The sequence below is a fragment of the Xylophilus sp. ASV27 genome (assembly GCF_016428875.1).
GTDB lineage: Bacteria > Pseudomonadota > Gammaproteobacteria > Burkholderiales > Burkholderiaceae_C > Xylophilus.
This window is the reverse complement of sequence record NZ_JAELTO010000001.1, coordinates 25569-43061: the sequence shown is the minus strand read 5'-3', so window position 1 is coordinate 43061 and position 17493 is coordinate 25569. Positions and strand designations below refer to the sequence as shown.

The window sequence follows — 17493 nt, the reverse complement described above, 5'->3', positions numbered from 1 at the left end:
CAGGCTTCGCGCACTGCGTGTCGCTTCGCCCACCCCCTTGTCGGGGGCACATCCAGCGGACCGGCGGAGCCGGCTCCGCGGATGTTTGCGCATGGCCGGCTCCGTGGCCTTCGGAGGCTTTGGGCTTTGTGCGCGGCCGGCGATGCACAGCTCCACAGATAGCGGAATGAACATCCTCCCCGCATTCGACCTGCCGATCGTCGACGCGCACCAGCATTTCTGGGACCCGGTGCGCAACTACCATCCGTGGCTGCGCGACGAGCCGATGGTGCCGTTCCGCTATGGCGACTACTCGGCGATCCGCACGCGCTTCCTGCCGCCGGACTACCTGCGCGAGACGGCCGGCTGGAACGTGGTCAAGACGGTCTATGTCGAGACCGAGTGGGACCCCGCCGACCCGCTGGGCGAGACCCGCTACGTCCACGAACTGGCGCAGGAGCATGGCTACCCGCATGCCGTGGTGGCGCAGGCCTGGCTGCACCACGCGGACGCGGCCGAACTGCTGGCGCGGCAGGCCGCCTTCCCGCTGGTGCGCAGCGTGCGCCACAAGCCGGCCGCCGCGGCCACCCCTGCCGACGCACGGCGCGGCCAGGCCGGCGGCATGGACGACCCGCGCTGGCGCGAAGGCTACGCCGCGCTCGGCCGCCATGGCCTGATGTTCGACCTGCAGACCCCCTGGTGGCACCTGGACGCGGCGGCCGAGCTGGCGCGCGACTTCCCGGCCACGCCGCTGGTGCTTAACCACACGGGCCTGCCGGCCGACCGCAGCCCGCAGGGCCTGGCCGGCTGGCGTGCCGCCATGGAGCGGCTGGCGCGCGAGCCGAACGCGAGCTGCAAGATCTCGGGCCTGGGCCTGAAGGGCCAGCCCTGGCGCGTGCAGGACAACGCCCCCGTCATCCGCGACGCCATCGCCATCTTCGGCGTGGAGCGCTGCATGTTCGCCAGCAACTTCCCGGTGGACAAGGTGGTGGTCGGCTTCGACACCCTCTACCGCGGCTTTGCCGCCGCCGTCGCCCACCTGCCACCGTGGCAGCAGCGCGCGCTGTTCCATGACAACGCGGTGCGCATCTACCGGCTCTGAGCCACGCTTTTTATGCATCGACAAAGACAAGAGACACACGCCATGCAACGACGCCCCCTCATCGCCATCCTGGCCGCCCTGGCCACCGTCCTGGCCGCGCCGCTGGCCACCGCCCAGGTGCGCGAGCATTCAATGCGCCTGAGCACCGGCGACCCGGAGGCTTCGCCCGGGCCCACCGCCAACAAGCGCTTCGCCGAGCTGGTGGACAAAGCCAGCGGCGGCAAGATCAAGATCAAGACCTACCACTCGGCCATGCTCGGCAACGACGTGCAGATGCAGGGCATGCTGCAGGGCGGCACGGTGGATTTTGCCCTGGTGGGCGCGCCTACCCTGGTCGGCCTGGTCAAGGAATTCGGGGTGCTCGACTTTCCCTACAGCTTCCGCACCGCACAGGAGGCCGACGCCCTGCTCGACGGCCCCATGGGCCAGGCCCTGCTGAAGAAGCTGGAGCCCAAGGGCCTGGTCGGCCTGGGCTTCTGGGAGATCGGCTTTCGCCAGGTCACTAACAGCCGCCGCCCGATCACCCGGTGGGAGGACATGGCCGGCCTGAAGATCCGTACCGTGCAGAGCCCGGTGTTCCTGGACTTCTTCAACGGCCTGGGCGCCAACGCCACGCCCATGGCCATCAACGAGGTCTACACCGCGCTGGAGACCAGGGCCATCGACGCGCAGGAGAACCCGCCCTCGATCGTTTCGACCCAGAAGTTCTTCGAGGTGCAGAACTACCTCTCGCTGACCAGCCACATCTACACCTCCTACGTGCTCATGGCCAGCAAGAGGACCTGGGACAAGCTGAGCGACGACGAGCGCCGCATCATCGCCACCGCCGCAGCCCAGGCCGGCGGCTTCGAGCGCCAGCTCGCGCGCAGCCAGAACACCGCACTGCTGGAGGAGCTGCGCAAGCAGATGACGGTGAACGAACCCAGCGCCGCCGAACTGGCCCGCTTCGCCGAGAAGGCCAGGCCCGTGCGCGCCAAGTTCTCCGCCGCCATCGGCGAGGACTTCGTGCATGACTGGTTCGCCGCGCTCGACAAGGTGCGCGCCGGCGCCAAATGAGCCCGGCGGCCGGCGCGGCCGGACTGCCGCCGCCCCCGCCGCTGGTGGACGCGCACCACCACCTGTGGGATTTGGGGCGGTACCGCTACCCCTGGCTGCAGGAGGCGGTCGAGCCCGGCTTCTTCCTTGGGGACTACGCTCCGCTGCGGCGCGACTACCTGCCCGCCGGCTACCGGGCCGACACCGCGCGCCAGCGGGTGCTGGCCACGGTGCACGTGGAAGCCGAACGCGCCCGCGACGAGCAACTGGGCGAGACCGCCTGGCTGCACGAGGTGCAGGCCCGCCACGGATTTCCCAACGCGGTGGTGGCCCACGCCTGGTTCCACCGGCCCGACTGCGCCGAGATACTGGCGGCCCAGGCCGCGTTCCCGCTGGTGCGCGGCATCCGCAGCAAGCCGGCCACCGCCGCCACGCCCGACGCGCCGCGCCCGCGCGGCGAAGGCTCGATGCACGACGAGGCCTGGCTGCGCGGCTACGCGCTGCTGGAGCGCCATGGCCTGTCCTGGGACCTGCGCGTGCCCTGGTGGCACCTGGAGGAGGCTGCCGGCGTGGCACGCCTGTTCCCGCGCACGCCGGTGGTGCTCAACCACACGGGCTTTCCCTGGGACCGCAGCGCCGCGGGCCTGGCGGCCTGGCGCCGCGCCATGGAGGCGCTGGCGCGCGAGTCCAACGTCCACGTCAAGGTGTCGGAGCTGGGCCTGCGCGACGCGCCCTGGACCGTGGCGTCCAACCGCGAGGTGGTGCTGGACACGATCCGCATCTTCGGCATGGAGCGCTGCATGTTCGCCAGCAACTTTCCCGTGGCCGGGCTGCGCATCGGCTACGACACGCTGGTGGCCGCCATGCAGGACATCCTCGCGCCCTTCACGCCCAGCCAGCGCGACGCCTTCTTCCGGCGCAATGCGCTGGCGTTCTACCGCATCGCGCTTCCTGACGATCTTCCCAACGACACCGGAGACACACCATGCAACGACGTTTCGCCCTGATTCCCCTGGCCGCCGCGCTGGCCGGCACCCTGCTGGCCGCAGGCCCGGCCGCCGCCGAGGTGCGCGAGTACAACTTCAAGGTCGGCACCACCCTGCCCGACGACCACCCCATCACCCAGGGCGCCCGCAAGTTCGCCGAGCTGCTGCAGGCCAAAAGCGGCGGCCGGATCAAGGTGCGGGTCTACGGCTCCGCCGCGCTCGGCAACGAGATGCAGATGCAGGCGGCGCTGCAGGGCGGCGTGCAGGACTTCTCGGTCGCGACCACCACCACGCTGGTCGGCATGGTCAAGGAGTATTCGCTGTTCGACATGCCCTACCTGTTCCGCACCACCTCCGAGGCCGACGCGGTGCTCGACGGCGCGATCGGCCAGCAGTTGTTCGGCCTGCTCCCGCCCAAGGGTCTGGTCGGGCTGGCCTACATGGAGCAGGGCTTTCGCCATACCACCAACAGCCGCCACCCGGTGGCGAAGTGGGAAGACTTCAAGGGCCTGAAGATCCGCGTCCAGCCCTCGGCTTTCTACGTGGACATGTTCAACGCGCTGGGCGCCAACGCGGTGCCGATGACCATCAACGAGGTCTACACCGCGATGGAGACCAAGGCCATCGACGGCCACGAGAACAGCCTGGCGGCCATCAACTCCAACCGCTTCCAGGAGGTGCAGAAGTACCTGAGCCTGACCGGACACGCCTACAACGCGGTGGCCTTGCTGGCCTCCCGCAAGACCTGGGACAAGCTCAACGGCGAGGAGCGCAAGCTGGTGGCCGACGCGGCCCGCGAGGCCGCCCTGTACGAGCGCGGCGTCAGCCGCCAGCTCAACGGCTCGCTGCTGGACAAGCTCAAGAAGGACGGCATGCAGGTCAACGAGGTCACTCCCGCCGAGAAGCAGCGCCTGGCCGAGAAGCTGCAGCCGGTCGTGGACAAGTACGCCGGCATCATCGGCGGCGACTGGATGCAGAGACTGGGCGCGGAGCTGGCGAAGATGCGCTGACATTGCTGCGTCGAACAGGTAAGCCTGCCATTCACCCTCTGGCCACACCGGCGCCTGGCCAACGTGAAGCAGTGCTGCGGCGATGCCCCGCCGCAAGCCCGTGATGGACGAAGGGCCGTGGTGCCGCCTGCGCGGGGCTGCCCCGAGGCGTGCAATGCGTGGGCCTGACTTATTGAAACAGTCTTTCCAGGCGATAACGCCTATCAACCTCACCCGCAGCCACACTGCCCGCGCATGGGATTGCCTTGTGGTGCCCAGGGACAGCCCTCACAATCCCGCCAATCCAGACACTACACAAGAGGAAGAACATGAAAGGCGATGCACAGGTCATCCAGCATCTGCAGGCCCAGCTCAAGAACGAACTGACGGCCATCAACCAGTACTTCCTGCACTACCGGATGCTCAAGCACTGGGGCCTGGACAAGCTGGCCAAGAAAGAGTATTCGGAATCCATCGGCGAGATGAAGCACGCCGACTGGCTCATGGACCGCATCTTCATGCTCGACGGCCTGCCCAACCTGCAGGACCTGGGCAAGCTCACCATCGGCGAGGACGTGCCCGAGATCCTGCGCGCCGACCTGGGCCTGGAGTATGGCGCCCAGGCCACCATCAAGGCCGGCATGGCCCACTGCGAGAGCGTGCGCGACTACGTCTCGCGCGATCTGCTGCAGAAGATCCTGGACGACACCGAGGAGCACATCGACTTCCTCGAAACCCAGATCGAGCTGTCCGGCAAGGTCGGCATCCAGAACTACCTGCAGTCGCAGATGGGGGAGATCGAATAGGCACGCGGCGGGACTCGTCCCACGATGATGCAGAGCGGGGCCTTCGGGCCCCTTTTTCTTGGATGCCGGCGCTCCCCCGGCGAGGCCGCGTCAGTCCTCGATTCTGAAGCTGAACAAGCGCGTATTCACCTGCTCGGGATCGGGGCCGCCGCGCGCGCCGGTATCCAGTGCGGAGATCGCGCGCACTTCGTCGCGCGTCAGCGAGAAATCGAAGATGCCGATGTTCTCGGCAATGCGCGCCGGCCTGACCGACTTCGGGATGGCCGAGAGGCCCAGCTCCAGATGCCAGCGCAGCACGATCTGCGCGGGCGTCTTGCCGTACCGGGCAGCCAGCGCGGCGACCACCGGATGGGCCAGCGGGTCCTGCTCTTCGCCGCCCGCCGCATCCCGGTAGCGATTGACGCCGCCGATGGGCGACCAGGCCTGGGTCACGATACCGAGCCGCTGGTCCGCCGCACGAACCGCCTCCTGAACAAAGAACGGGTGCAGTTCGACCTGGTTGACCGCGGGCACCACTTCCGAGCGCGCGATGAGATCGTCCAGGTGCTTCGGGCTGAAGTTGCTCACGCCGATGGCGCGCACCCGGCCGTCCGCCAGCAGCTTCTCGGCGGCCTTCCAGGCACCCACGGTGGCGTCGAAGTCGGTGGGCATCGGCCAATGCAGCAGGTACAGATCGAGCGAATCCAGGCCCAGCTTGCGCAGGCTGCGGTCGAAGGCATGCAGGGTGGCGTCGTAGCCGTAGTCACTGATCCAGGCCTTGCTCGTGACGAAAATCTCCGCGCGGTCGATGCCGCTCCGGCGCACGGCCTCGCCCACCTGGGCCTCGTTGCCGTAGGCGGCCGCGGTGTCGATCAGCCGATAGCCGCAGGCCAGAGCGGTGGCCACCGCGTTCACGGTCTGCTCCGGGCTGCTCTGGTACACGCCCAGGCCCAATGCGGGCATCCGAACGCCATTGTTCAAAGCGAGAAAAGTACTGGCGCCTGCCATGATGAAGACTCCTGAAAGTTGGGGTGACGGGGCCGGATCAGCGGTCGATCGCCGCGTCCAGCCCGGCGGACAGGGGCGCGCCCTGGATGTCGATGGCGGCGAACGCCTGGTCGATTTCGCGCAGATCGGAGGCACTGAGCGCGAGTTCGGCGGCCGGCAGGTTGTCGTCCAGGTGCTCCAGCCGCGTGGCACCCGGGATCGGCACGATCCAGGGCTTCTGTGCCAGCAGCCAGGCCAGCGCAATGCGGGCCGGGCTCGCCCCCTTGCGCACGGCCATGCCGCTCAGGAAATCCACGAGCTTGAAGTTGGCCGCCAGCGCCTGGGGGGTGAAGCGCGGAAAGTCGCGGCGCAGGTCCGCAGGATCGTCAAAGCGCATGCCGCGCGTGATTTTGCCGGTCAGAAAGCCCTGGCCCAGCGGGCCCCAGGCCACCAGGCCGATGCCCAGTTCCTCGCACAGGGCGAACTTGGTCTGCTCGGGTTCGCGCATCCACAGGGAATAGTGGTCCTGGATGGCCGTCACCGGCTGCACCGCGTGCGCGCGGCGGATGGTCCGCACACTGGCCTCGGACAGGCCGAAGTGCCGGACCTTGCCCTCGGCGATCAGGTCGCGGACGGTCCCGGCCACGTCCTCGATCGGCACGGCCGGATCGACGCGGTGCTGGTAGAGCAGGTCGATGTGGTCGGTGCGCAGGCGCCTGAGCGATGCGTGCACCACGGCGCGGATGTGCGCCGGGCGGCTGTTGAGCCCCACCGTCTCGCCCTGGTCGTTGATGTCGAAGCCGAACTTGGTGCCGATGACCACCTGGTCGCGCAGCGGCTGCAGCGCCGCGCCGACCAGTTCCTCGTTGGTATACGGCCCGTAGCCCTCGGCGGTGTCGAAGAAGGTCACGCCGCGCCACACGGCGCGGCGGATCACCTGGATCGCTTCTTCGCGCCCGGTGGCGGGGCCCAGGCCGAAACTCAGGCCCATGCAGCCCAGCCCCATGGCGGAGACCTCCAGGCCGTTGCCCAGAATGCGTTTGTCCATGTTCATGCTCTCGGTTGAATGGAGGGGATGGCGGCACTGTAGCCCGCTTCATTACCAGCGATAAGATGCTAAATAATGCATGAATCCATATTCCAGGATGATGAATGAGGCGAGAGGACCTGAGCGACCTGGCGGTGTTCCTGGCGGTGGCCGAGGAGCGCAGCTTCACCCGCGCCGCTGCCAGGCTGAACACCTCGCAGTCCTCGTTGAGCCAGACGGTGCGCCGGCTGGAGGCCAGGCTGGGCCTGCCCCTGCTCAGCCGGACCACCCGCAGGGTTGCGCCGACCGAAGCCGGCCAGCAGTTGCTCGATACGCTGGGGCCGGCGCTGGCCGGCATCGAGGCCCAGCTCACGGCCCTGGGCCGGTTGCGCGCGCGGCCCGCGGGCACCGTCAGGCTCACCGCCAGTCCGCATGCCGCCAGCACGGTGCTGTGGCCGGCCATTGCCCGGCTGCTGCCCGACTATCCGGAGCTGAAGATCGAACTCTCGGTCGATGCCGCACTGACCGACATCGTGGCCGATCGCTTCGATGCCGGCATCCGCCTGGGCGAAGAAGTCGACAAGGACATGGTGGCCGTGCGCATCGGCCCCGATCTGCGCATGATCGTGGTGGGCGCGCCTGGCTACTTCCTGTCGCACCCGGCGCCGCGCACACCCCACGCGCTTGCGCAGCATCCTTGCATCAACGTGCGCCTGCCCACCGCCGGCGGGCTCTATCCCTGGGAATTCGCCAAGAACGGGCGCAGGCTCAACGTCCGGGTCGATGGCCCGCTGGTGTTCAACGACATGTCGATGGTGCTGACGGCGGCCCGCGAGGGATTCGGGCTCGCGTGCGTGCTGGAGGACCAGGCCGCGGAGCCGATCGCCCAGGGCCAGCTCGTGCAGGTGCTCGAGGACTGGTGCCCCACCTTCCCTGGCTACCATCTGTACTACCCCAGCCGGCGCCAGGTCTCATCGGCCTTCGCGCTCCTGGTGGACGCACTTCGCTACACCGCGCCGCGCAAGCCGCGCAGCAGGCCGCCCCGCTGAACACTGCCCGTCGACCGCGCGGAAGTACGCGGCCCCGCGCCAGCAGACAATCGGCGCAGTTCACAAGGACCCACCCATGCCCCTGGCCTTTTCCTTTGCCGACGTCCAGTCCGCCGCCGACCGCCTGCGCGGCGAGGTGCAGGACACGCCCTGCCTGCATTCGCGCACCCTCTCGGCCCTGCTCGGCTGCGACGTATACCTGAAGTTCGAGAACCTGCAGTTCACCGCCTCCTTCAAGGAGCGCGGCGCACTCAACAAGCTGGCGCAACTGAGCGAGCCCGAGCGCGCGGCCGGCGTGCTGGCGGTGTCGGCCGGCAACCATGCGCAGAGCGTGGCCTACCACGCGCAGCGCCTGGGCATCCCGGTGACCATCGTGATGCCGCGCTTCGCGCCCTCGGTCAAGGTCGAGAACACGCGCCGCTTCGGCGCCACGGTGCTGCTGCACGGCGAGACCTTCGACGACGCCCGCGCCCACGGCCTGGCGCTGGCCGCCGAGCGCGGGCTGACCGTGATCCACCCCTTCGACGACGCCGCCGTCGCGGCCGGCCAGGGCACCGTGGCACTGGAGATGCTCGCCGCGCAGCCGCAGATCGACACGCTGGTGGTGCCGATCGGCGGCGGCGGGCTGATCGCCGGCATCGCCGCGGCCGCCGCCGCGCTCAAGCCCGGCTGCAAGGTCTACGGCGTGCAGACCGAGCGCTTCCCCGCGGCCTGGGGCGCACTGCGCGGCGAGGCACGCGCCTGCGGCAACGCCACCATCGCCGACGGCATCGCGGTGAAAGCGCCGGGCGCGGTGACGCTGCCGGTCATCCAGGCCCACGTCGCCGACGTGCTGCTGGCCTCCGAGGACGACATCGAGCAGGCCATCCTGATGCTGCTGGAGATCGAAAAGACGGTGGTCGAAGGCGCCGGCGCGGTCGGCATCGCCGCGCTGCTGCGCCACCGCGCGCTGTTCGCCGGCCGGCACGTGGGCCTGGTGCTGTCGGGCGGCAACATCCAGCCGCTGGTGCTGGCCGGCATCATCGAACGCGGCATGGTGCGCTCGGGCCGGCTGGCGCGGCTGCGGCTGGACGTGCGCGACGTGCCCGGAGCGCTGGCCGACGTCGCCCGCCTGCTGGGCGAACTCGGCGCCAACATCGACCAGTTGCAGCACCAGCGCGCGTTCACCGCACTGTCGCTGGAGCGGGTGCAGGTCGAAGTCGTGGTGCAGACGCGCGACGCCGCGCACGTGGAGCAGATCGTCGCGGCCCTGCGCGCGCACGGCTGCCCGGCCGAGCACATGGCGTGAGGGGCCTGCGCCTGGCGGCTCGCCCTCAATGCTCCTTAAATCATAGCAACAAACCCAGGTAGAACATGGGATTCATCCAATTTTCACTCGAATTTTTCTGATTTCGACCCGCGCAGGCACGCTTGTAGGGCCCCGGCCGCGCCGGATACGCTATCGTGAAGCGCGGCCGCTCCAGGCCGCGGAAAGCACGCAATGCAGTACAAGGACTACTACCAGACCCTGGGCGTGGCGCGCGACGCCAGCGCCGACGACATCAAGAAGGCCTACCGCAAGCTCGCGCGCCAGTACCACCCGGACGTCTCGGGCGAGGCCGCCAGCGGCGAGAAGTTCAAGGAAGTGGGCGAGGCCTACGCCACCCTGAAGGACCCCGAGAAGCGCGCCGCCTACGACGCACTGGGGCAGCAGCCGGCCGGCCAGGAATTCCGCCCGCCGCCGGGCTGGAACTATGGCGGCGCGCGCGCCGCGCCCGGGGCCGAGGGCGCCGGCTTCGACCCCCACGCGTTCGACGACCTCGACCTGTCCGACCTGTTCGCGCAGATGGGCGCGGCGCGCGGCGGCGGCTTTGGCGCGCGGCCGGACCGGCCCGTGCCCGGTGAAGACTTCGACACCGAGGTGGCGGTCAGCCTGGAGGACGCCTTCCACGGCACCACCCTGCACATGGACCTGTCGGTGCCCGAGCCCGACGCCCAGGGCCGCCTGCGCCCAGTCACCCGCACGCTCGAAGTGCGCGTGCCACCCGGCGCGGTGCAAGGCCAGAAGCTGCGCCTGCGCGGCCGCGGCGGCAAGGGCCGCAACGGCGGGCGCGACGGCGACATCTACCTGCACGTCACGATCAAGCCGCACCCGCTGTTCCGCGCCAGCGGCCACGACCTGTACCTCGACCTGCCGCTCACCCCCTGGGAAGCGGTGCTCGGCACCGAGGTGGAAATCCCCGCGCCCGGCGGCGCACTGCTGCTGACGGTGCCGCCCGGCACCCGCGCCGGCCGCAAGCTGCGCCTGGCCAAGCGCGGCCTGCCGCGCGCCGGCGGCGTGGCCGGCGACATCCTGGCCATCGTGCAGATCGACGTTCCGCCCCACCCCAGCGAACGCGAGAAGCAACTCATGGCCGAGCTGGCCAAGGCCTCCAGCTTCAACCCCCGCGCCCACTTTGCCCAGGAGACCACGCAATGAATGCCGACACCACCAGCGTATCGCTGGAAGAACTGGCCCAGGCATCGGGCCTGAGCGAAGCCGAAGTGCGCGACCTGGTAGGCTACGGCGCCCTGGTTCCGCGCGAGCCCGAAGCCACGCACTGGACCTTCAGCAGCCACAGCACCCTCACCGTGCGCACCGCCGGCCGGCTGCGCAGCGACCTCGACCTGGACCTGTACGCGGTATCGGTCTGCCTGCGCTACATCGACCGCATCGAGGCGCTGGAGCAGCAGTTGCGCCACCTGCAGGCGCAGTTGCCGGGCGGACGCTGATTCCTTGACCCAACTGAATGTGAATTGGATTGAGTCAAGTTTTTCCACGCCGTAATGCGGGCTCGGTCGCACCATGAGTTGATGCCGTCTGCGGCAACATGGAACTGCCGAAGTGAACCGCCTCGGAACTGGCTTTGCCAGGCCGCCGGCGGTACCCTCTCGAAGGGGGTTGGCGAAGACGCGGAGCGCGAAGCCTGGGGTGGTCATCCCTCCGAAAACCGCTCCACCAGCAGCCCCCGCAGCCACTGGTTGCCCGGGTCGCGGTGGAAGCGCGCATGCCAGAACACGTTGATGCCGATCTGCGGCAGCGGCACCGGGTGCGGCCGCCACACCAGGCCGAAGGGCTCGGCCAGGCTCTGCGCCAGCCGCTCGGGCACGGTGGCCACCATGTGCGTCGAGCGCAGGATGTGGCCGATGGCCACGTAATGCGGCACGGTGAGCCGCACGCGCCGCACGATGCCCTGGGCGGCCATCAGCTCGTCGGCCTGGCCGTGGCCGGTGCCGGCGGCCTTGACCAGCAGGTGCTCGGCGGCGCTGAAGTCCTTCTGCGTGATCTTCTTGCGCGCGGCCAGCGGATGCCCCTGGCCGAACAGGCAGACGTAGCGCTGGCGGAACAGGCGGCGCTGGAACATGCCGGCCTTGAGCTGCGGCAGGAGGCCGATGGCCAGGTCCACCCGCGCCGCTTCCATCTCGTCGCGCAGGTTGACCGCCGTGTTGCGCACGGTGCTGATGGTCACGCCCGGCGCGGCGCGTGACAGGGCCTCCATCAGCAGCGGCGTGAAGTAGATCTCGCCGATGTCGGTCATGGCCACGGTGAAGCCGCGCGTGCTGGTGGCGGGCTCGAAGACCGACTGCTGGTTCAGCGCGCTGTGCAGCGTGCCCATGGCGCAGGCCACCGGCTCGGCCAGTTGCAGCGCGAAGGCGGTGGGCTCCATGCCGCGCGCGGTGCGCAGGAACAGCTCGTCGCCCAACAACCGGCGCAGCCGCGCCAGCGCATTGCTGATGGCCGGCTGCGACAGGCCGAGCGATTCGGCCACCGCCGACACGCGCTTTTCCACCAGCATGCGCTCGAACACCAGCAGCAGGTTGAGGTCGATGTCCTTGAGTTCCATGCCGTGCCTTTATTCACGAAGGTGATAGCGACAATTCACGGAATCCTATTGGCCAATGCGGCGCGGCTCCGCATCATCGGACGGCCTACCACGAGAGACAAGGGCGCCCCATGACCGAGCCGAGCACCGTGTTCCCCCCGGCCCTGCGCTGGGAAGACGGGCGCACCAGCCGCATCCCCTTCATGGCCTACACCGGCCAGGAGCAGCACCAGCGCGAGCTGGAGCGCTTCTTCTACCGCGCGCACTGGTGCTACGTGGGCCTGGAGGCCGAGATCCCGCAGCCGGGCGACTTCAAGCGCAGCGTGATCGGCGAGCGCTCGGTGATCATGACGCGCGCCGCCGATGGCGCGGTGCACGTGGTGGAGAACGTCTGCGCCCACCGCGGCATGCGCTTCTGCCGCGCGCGGCATGGCAACGCTGCGCAGTTCGTCTGCCCCTACCACCAGTGGAGCTACACGCTGGAGGGCGACCTGCAAGGCGTGCCTTTTCGTCGTGGCGTGAAGCAAGACGGCAAGGTCAACGGCGGCATGCCGGCAGACTTCAATATCGCCGAGCATGGCCTGAACAAGCTCAAGGTGGCTGTGCGCGGTGGCGTGGTGTTTGCGTCTTTCGACCACGACGTGGAGCCGCTGGAGGACTTCATGGGCCCGGTGATCCTGGGCTACTTCGACCGGCTTTTCAACGGCCGGCGGCTGAAGATCCTGGGCTACAACCGCCAGCGCATTCCGGGCAACTGGAAGCTGATGCAGGAGAACATCAAGGACCCGTATCACCCGGGCCTGCTGCACACCTGGTTCGTCACCTTCGGGCTCTGGCGCGCCGACAACAAGTCCGAGCTGAAGATGGACGCGCACGGCCGCCACGCGGCCATGATTTCCACGCGCGGCAGCGCCGGCCGGGCCGCGCAGGTGACGCAGGTGTCGAGCTTCAAGGAGAGCCTGCAGCTGAAAGACCCGCGCTTTCTGGACATCGTGCCTGAGCCTTGGTGGGGCGGCCCGACGGCCGTGATGATGACGCTGTTCCCGAGCGTGGTTTTGCAGCAGCAAGTCAACAGCGTCTCGACCCGCCACATCCAGCCGGTGGGCCATGGCGCCTTCGACTTTGTCTGGACGCACTTCGGCTTCGAGGACGACACCGAGGACATGACCCAGCGCCGCCTGCGCCAGGCCAATCTGTTCGGGCCCGCGGGCTTCGTCTCGGCCGACGACGGCGAGGTGATCGAGTTCTCGCAGCAGAGCTTCGAGAGCCGGCCCGGCCACCGCGCGCTGGCCGAGCTGGGCGGGCGCGAGGTCGGCGACGCCGACCACATGGTGACCGAGACACTGATTCGCGGCATGTACCGCTACTGGCGCGCGGTGATGGAGGCATGATGAAGCTCGACGCCGACACCTACCTCGAACTCTCGCGCCTCTACGCCGCCTACGCGCACGCCGTCGATTCCGGCCAGTGGGACCTGTGGCCCGGCTTCTTCACCGAGCAGTGCAGCTACCGCCTGCAGCCGCGCGAGAACCACGAGCGCGGCCTGCCGCTGGCCACGCTCTCGTTCGAGAGCCGGGGCATGCTCGAAGACCGGGTCTACGGCATTCAGGAGACGCTGTTCCACGACCCGTACTACCAGCGCCACGTGCTCGGCCTGCCGCTGGTGCACGCGGTCGATGCGGATGGCGCCATCCACAGCGAGGCGAACTACGCGGTGTTCCGCACCAAGCTCGACCAGCCCTCCACCGTGTTCAACGTCGGCCGCTACATCGACACCGTGGTGCCCACGCCCGAGGGATTGAAGTTCGCCTCGCGCCTGTGCGTGTTCGACAGCGAGATGATCCCCAATTCCATCATCTACCCGATCTGACACTGGAGACACGCATGCAGGAAAAGGAACCCGAGCCCCACGGCGCGCCGCTGCGCCGCTTCACCGACCCGGGCTATGTGCCGCTGTGCGCCAGCCTCGCCGAGGTGCGCGGGAACATCGACCGGCTCGACCGCCAGATCGTCGCGCTGCTGGCCGAGCGCGGCCGCTACGTGAAGGACGCCGCGCGCTTCAAGCGCGACGCCTTCCAGATCTCGGCACCGCAGCGCCAGCAGGAGGTGATCGACAAGGTCAGGGCGCTGGCCGAGCAGATGGGCGCCTATCCGGAGGTGGTGGAGGCCGCCTACCGCGCGCTGATCGCCGGCTTCATCGCGTGCGAGCAGCAGGACCACCTGGGCATGGTCGCGGTGGAGGCGGCATGATGTCCGCCCGGCTTGCCATCGCCCTCACGGCGCTGGCCATGGCGGCGGCCGCCCAGGCGCAGGACTGGCCGCAGCGCCCGATCCGCATCGTGGTGCCGTTTGCCGCCGGCGCCTCGCCCGACATCCTCGCGCGCATCGTCAACGACAGGCTGGCCGCGCGCCTCGGCCAGCCGCTGATCGTCGACAACCGGCCCGGCGCGGGCGGCAACACCGGCACCGACCAGGCCGCCAAGGCGCCGCCCGACGGCTACACCTTTCTTCTGTCGGTGAACGCGCCACTGGTCCATAACACCATCCTGCCTAACGCTGCGCGAATCAGGCCTGCCCGACATCCAGGCCGAGCCCCGGTTTGCCTACATGGCGCCCAAGGGCACGCCGGATGAGGTGGTGCAGCGCATGAGCCGCGAGATCGCCGCGGTGCTGAGGGAGCCCGAGACGCAGAAGCGCCTGCAGACCGCGTACTTCGACCCGGTGGGCAGCACGCCCGAGGCGCTGCAGAAGTTCATGGCGGAGGAACTGCGCCGCTGGAAGCCGGTGATCGAGCGCGCCGGCCTGAAACCCGACAACTGAGCGAACAAGGATACGCAGATGGGCACCATGACCTGGACCGACGCCGCCGCGCTGGACGAACTGTTTCCCGGCGAGGTGATGGCGCTGGACTTCGAGGGCGGCCACGAGGTCGCCTTCTACCGCCTGGGCGACGAGGTCTGGGCCACCGCCAACGCCTGCACCCACGGCCCCGGCCGCCTGTGCGACGGCTTCCTGGAAGGCCACGAGATCGAATGCCCGCTGCACCAGGGCCGCTTCGACATCCGCAGCGGCAAGGCGCTGTGCGCGCCGCTCACGCAGGGCCTGCGAACCTATCCGGTGAAGATCGAGTCGGGGCGGGTGTATGTGGCGCTGGAATGATGCGGCGCGGCACAATTTGCATGAAAAATGCCTGCAGCCCATGAATCATCTGGGCCATTAGCTACAAAAATAATAGCAACTACCGGTTCGCGGCCGCGTCCAGCGCCTTCTGCGTGATCGCGCTCAGCGTGCCGCGCGTGGTGATCACCTCCGGGTCCAGCGGCACCAGGATCAGCGTGCCGCCGTCGCGCGCCAGCGCGCGCAGCAGCGCGGGCTCGAACGCCTCGGTGCGCAGCACCTTCTCGGCCGCGTAGCCGTAGGCCTGGGCCAGCAGGCAGAAGTCGGGGTTGTGCAGGCGCGTCCCGCTGTTGCCGCCGACGTGGGTTGGGTACTCGCGCTCCTGGTGCATGCGGATGGTGCCGAACATGCCGTTGTCCAGCAGCAGCACGATGCTCCTGCCGCCGTGCTGCACGGCGGTGGCCAGCTCCTGCCCGTTCATGAGGAAGTCGCCGTCGCCGGCAATGGTGAAGACGGTGCGGCCGGTGGCAATGCTGGCGCCGATGCCGGCCGGCACGCCGTAGCCCATGGCGCCCGAGGTGGGCGCCAGTTGCGTCTTGTGGCCCTTGGCGATGCCGTGGTAGCGGAAGAAGCGGTGCAGCCAACTGGCGAAGTTGCCGGCGCCATTGCTCAGCACCGCATCGGCCGGCAGGTGCTTCTGCAGCGTGGCGACGATGGCCGGCATGTCGATGTCGCCCGGCAGCGCCTGCGGCTGCAGGTTGGCCAGGTAGTCGGCGGCGGCAGCGCGCGTCCATTCGGCCCAAGGGACAGCCGGGGGCGCCTCCAGCGCGGCGAGCGCGGCGGCCAGCGGCACCGGGCTGGCGTTGATCGCCAGGTCGGCTTGGTAGACGCGGTTCAGCTCATCGGCGCCGGCGTGCGCATGCACCAGCGTCTGCGCCGGGCGCGGCGCGGCCAGCAGGGTGTAGCCGCTGGTGGTCATCTCGCCCAGGCGCGGGCCCAGCGCCAGGATCAGGTCGGCATCGCGCACGCGCTGCGCCAGCGCCGGGTTGATGCCAATGCCCACGTCGCCCGCGTACAGCGGGTGGTGGTTGTCGAACGTGTCCTGGAAGCGGAAGGCGTTGCCCACCGGCAGTTGCCAGGCCTCGGCAAAGCGCTGCAGGTCCTGCGCGGCGGCCGGCGTCCAGCCCGGGCCGCCGGCGATGACGAAGGGCCGCTGCGCCTGCAGCAGCAGCCCGCGCAGGCGGGCGACGGCGCCGGCATCGGCCCCCACCGGCACCGGCTCCACGCGCGGCAGCGGCCGTGCGTCGACCGTCTGGCGCAGCATGTCTTCGGGCAGCACCAGCACCACCGGCCCGGGCCGGCCCGCCATGGCGGTGGCGAAGGCGCGCGCTATGTACTCGGGGATGCGCGCGGCGTCGTCGATGCGCTCGACCCGCTTGGCCATGCCCTTGGTGCTGGGGCCGAAGAAGCTCTGGAAGTCCACCTCCTGGAAGGCCTCGCGGTCGCGGAAGTCACTGCCCACGTCGCCGATGAACAGCACCATCGGCGTCGAATCCTGGAACGCCGAATGCACGCCGATCGAGGCATTGGTCGCCCCCGGCCCGCGCGTGACGAAGCACACGCCGGGGCGGTTGGTGAGCTTGCCGTGGGCCTCGGCCATGAAGGCCGCGCCGCCCTCCTGCCGGCAGGTGACGAAGCGGATGCAGTCCTGGTAGGCGTGGAAGCCGTCGAGCACGGCCAGATAGCTTTCGCCGGGCACGCCGAAGACGTGGGTGGTGCCTTGCGCGGCGAGGCATTCGACGATCAGGTGGCCTGCGAGTTGGCGGGTCATGGGTTCTCTTTCAATGGGGGTGGTGTCACGCGAGCAGCGCCTGGATCGCCTGCCACTGCGCCTCGGTCACCGGGGTGATCGACAGGCGGTTGCCCTTGCGCAGCAAGGGCATGTCGGCCAGCGCCGGCTGCGCGCGCAACTCGGGCAGCGGCAGCAGGCGCGTCTTGCGCAGCGCCTGCACATCCACCAGCAGCCAGCGCGGCGCATCGGGCCGGGAGGCCGCGTCGAAATACGGCGACGCGGGGTCGAACTGGGTCGGATCGGTCCTGCAGGCCGAGGCCACGCGCGCCAGCCCGGCAATGCCCGGCTCGGCGCAGCTCGAGTGGTAGAACAGCACGCCGTCGCCGACCTGCATGCCGTCGCGCATGAAGTTGCGCGCCTGGTAGTTGCGCACGCCGGTCCACGGCACGGTGCGCCCGGGCGCGGCCAGCGCGTCGTCGATCGAGCACTCGGCCGGCTCGGACTTCATCAGCCAGTATTGCGTTGCCATGGGCGCATTGTCCGGCAGGGCAAGACCTACAATGGACCCGCCCCGGCATCCAGCCGGGGCACAAGCGTTCTCAGGGCAGGGTGGAATTCCCTACCGGCGGTGATGGCGGGCCAAGTCCCGCACAAGCCCGCGAGCGCCGGCCGCCCGCCAGGGTGGCCGGGTCAGCAGACCCGGTGCGATCCCGGGGCCGACGGTCACAGTCCGGATGAAAGAGAACGCGCGCCGCCCATGGCCGCCAGCAAGCGCTCCCCGTGCAACCGGGGCTGCCGCTGCG

The 17493-nt window shown here is 69.3% G+C and carries 20 protein-coding genes and 1 riboswitch; of the genes, 15 read left to right on the top strand and 5 right to left on the bottom strand.

All coding sequences use genetic code 11. From position 1 onward, the window contains the following. Positions 1–166 precede the first annotated feature (166 nt). The 5 genes from JHD63_RS00210 to bfr all read left to right on the top strand — a co-directional run bounded on the left by JHD63_RS00210 (position 167) and on the right by bfr (position 4897). A complete protein-coding gene (locus tag JHD63_RS00210) occupies positions 167–1081 on the top strand; it encodes an amidohydrolase family protein (RefSeq protein ID WP_233167442.1) in 915 nt (304 codons plus the stop codon). A gap of 42 nt (positions 1082–1123) precedes the next feature. After that, the gene (locus JHD63_RS00205) at positions 1124–2137 is read left to right on the top strand and encodes a TRAP transporter substrate-binding protein (RefSeq protein ID WP_198968641.1); all 1014 of its coding nucleotides are present in this window, start codon (positions 1124–1126) and stop codon (positions 2135–2137) included. Further along, on the top strand, positions 2134–3123 hold the full coding sequence (locus JHD63_RS00200) for an amidohydrolase family protein (RefSeq protein ID WP_198968640.1): 990 nt from the start codon (positions 2134–2136) through the stop codon (positions 3121–3123). The genes JHD63_RS00205 and JHD63_RS00200 overlap by 4 nt, the downstream gene beginning before the upstream one ends. Next, on the top strand, positions 3102–4112 hold the full coding sequence (locus JHD63_RS00195) for a TRAP transporter substrate-binding protein (RefSeq protein WP_198968639.1): 1011 nt from the start codon (positions 3102–3104) through the stop codon (positions 4110–4112). Before JHD63_RS00200 ends, JHD63_RS00195 begins: the two co-directional genes overlap by 22 nt. 308 nt (positions 4113–4420) lie before the next feature. Next, complete coding sequence (bfr, locus tag JHD63_RS00190) at positions 4421–4897, top strand: bacterioferritin (protein WP_198968638.1); 477 nt, start codon at positions 4421–4423, stop codon at positions 4895–4897. A 90-nt stretch (positions 4898–4987) separates the two neighbouring features. On the opposite strand, the gene JHD63_RS00185 is transcribed toward bfr, so the two are convergent. Beyond that, a complete protein-coding gene (locus JHD63_RS00185; RefSeq protein ID WP_304952631.1) occupies positions 4988–5839 on the bottom strand; it encodes an aldo/keto reductase in 852 nt (283 codons plus the stop codon). 82 nt (positions 5840–5921) lie between these two features. Next, entirely contained in the window at positions 5922–6911 is a 990-nt protein-coding gene (locus tag JHD63_RS00180) for an aldo/keto reductase (RefSeq protein ID WP_198968636.1), read from the bottom strand. 104 nt (positions 6912–7015) lie between these two features. On the opposite strand from JHD63_RS00180, the gene JHD63_RS00175 reads away from it, so the two are divergent. From JHD63_RS00175 to JHD63_RS00160, 4 genes are all read left to right on the top strand, one after another. Further along, positions 7016–7939: a LysR family transcriptional regulator gene (locus tag JHD63_RS00175; RefSeq protein ID WP_198968635.1), complete on the top strand. Its 924-nt coding sequence runs from the start codon at positions 7016–7018 to the stop codon at positions 7937–7939. Between the two features lie 76 nt (positions 7940–8015). Then, positions 8016–9227 carry a threonine ammonia-lyase gene (locus JHD63_RS00170; RefSeq protein WP_198968634.1) on the top strand — a complete coding sequence of 404 codons (1212 nt, stop codon included), beginning with the start codon at positions 8016–8018 and terminating at the stop codon, positions 9225–9227. A gap of 192 nt (positions 9228–9419) precedes the next feature. Next, entirely contained in the window at positions 9420–10397 is a 978-nt protein-coding gene (locus JHD63_RS00165) for a DnaJ C-terminal domain-containing protein (RefSeq protein ID WP_198968633.1), read from the top strand. Next, positions 10394–10690 carry a chaperone modulator CbpM gene (locus tag JHD63_RS00160; protein ID WP_198968632.1) on the top strand — a complete coding sequence of 99 codons (297 nt, stop codon included), beginning with the start codon at positions 10394–10396 and terminating at the stop codon, positions 10688–10690. Before JHD63_RS00165 ends, JHD63_RS00160 begins: the two co-directional genes overlap by 4 nt. A gap of 203 nt (positions 10691–10893) precedes the next feature. Here JHD63_RS00160 and JHD63_RS00155 read toward each other — a convergent pair whose 3' ends face one another. Continuing rightward, positions 10894–11802, bottom strand: coding sequence for a LysR family transcriptional regulator (locus JHD63_RS00155; RefSeq protein WP_198968631.1), 909 nt, complete (start codon positions 11800–11802; stop codon positions 10894–10896). Between the two features lie 110 nt (positions 11803–11912). Between JHD63_RS00155 and JHD63_RS00150 the strand changes: the two genes are divergently transcribed. From JHD63_RS00150 to JHD63_RS00130, 6 genes are read left to right on the top strand one after another with little or no spacing between them, the layout of a single operon-like run. Further along, positions 11913–13172, top strand: coding sequence for an aromatic ring-hydroxylating dioxygenase subunit alpha (locus JHD63_RS00150; RefSeq protein ID WP_198968630.1), 1260 nt, complete (start codon positions 11913–11915; stop codon positions 13170–13172). Next, positions 13169–13651, top strand: a complete 483-nt coding sequence (locus tag JHD63_RS00145) for an aromatic-ring-hydroxylating dioxygenase subunit beta (protein WP_198968629.1) — start codon at positions 13169–13171, stop codon at positions 13649–13651. Before JHD63_RS00150 ends, JHD63_RS00145 begins: the two co-directional genes overlap by 4 nt. A 14-nt stretch (positions 13652–13665) precedes the next feature. Then, complete coding sequence (locus JHD63_RS00140) at positions 13666–14031, top strand: chorismate mutase (protein WP_198968628.1); 366 nt, start codon at positions 13666–13668, stop codon at positions 14029–14031. Next, the gene (locus JHD63_RS00135; protein WP_233167440.1) at positions 14031–14414 is read left to right on the top strand and encodes a Bug family tripartite tricarboxylate transporter substrate binding protein; all 384 of its coding nucleotides are present in this window, start codon (positions 14031–14033) and stop codon (positions 14412–14414) included. The genes JHD63_RS00140 and JHD63_RS00135 overlap by 1 nt, the downstream gene beginning before the upstream one ends. Next, on the top strand, positions 14317–14601 hold the full coding sequence (locus tag JHD63_RS23830) for a Bug family tripartite tricarboxylate transporter substrate binding protein (RefSeq protein WP_370590356.1): 285 nt from the start codon (positions 14317–14319) through the stop codon (positions 14599–14601). Before JHD63_RS00135 ends, JHD63_RS23830 begins: the two co-directional genes overlap by 98 nt. An 18-nt stretch (positions 14602–14619) precedes the next feature. Next, positions 14620–14940, top strand: a complete 321-nt coding sequence (locus JHD63_RS00130; RefSeq protein WP_198968627.1) for a non-heme iron oxygenase ferredoxin subunit — start codon at positions 14620–14622, stop codon at positions 14938–14940. 79 nt (positions 14941–15019) lie between these two features. Here the strand turns inward: JHD63_RS00130 and JHD63_RS00125 are convergent, their stop codons facing one another. Together JHD63_RS00125 and JHD63_RS00120 are read right to left on the bottom strand one after the other, a co-directional pair. Further along, the gene (locus JHD63_RS00125; RefSeq protein WP_198968626.1) at positions 15020–16729 is read right to left on the bottom strand and encodes a thiamine pyrophosphate-binding protein; all 1710 of its coding nucleotides are present in this window, start codon (positions 16727–16729) and stop codon (positions 15020–15022) included. 25 nt (positions 16730–16754) lie between these two features. Continuing rightward, positions 16755–17219, bottom strand: coding sequence for an EVE domain-containing protein (locus tag JHD63_RS00120; protein WP_198968625.1), 465 nt, complete (start codon positions 17217–17219; stop codon positions 16755–16757). Positions 17220–17281: 62 nt separating this feature from the next. Beyond that, a riboswitch (FMN riboswitch) is annotated at positions 17282–17440 on the top strand. Positions 17441–17493: the final 53 nt, after the last annotated feature.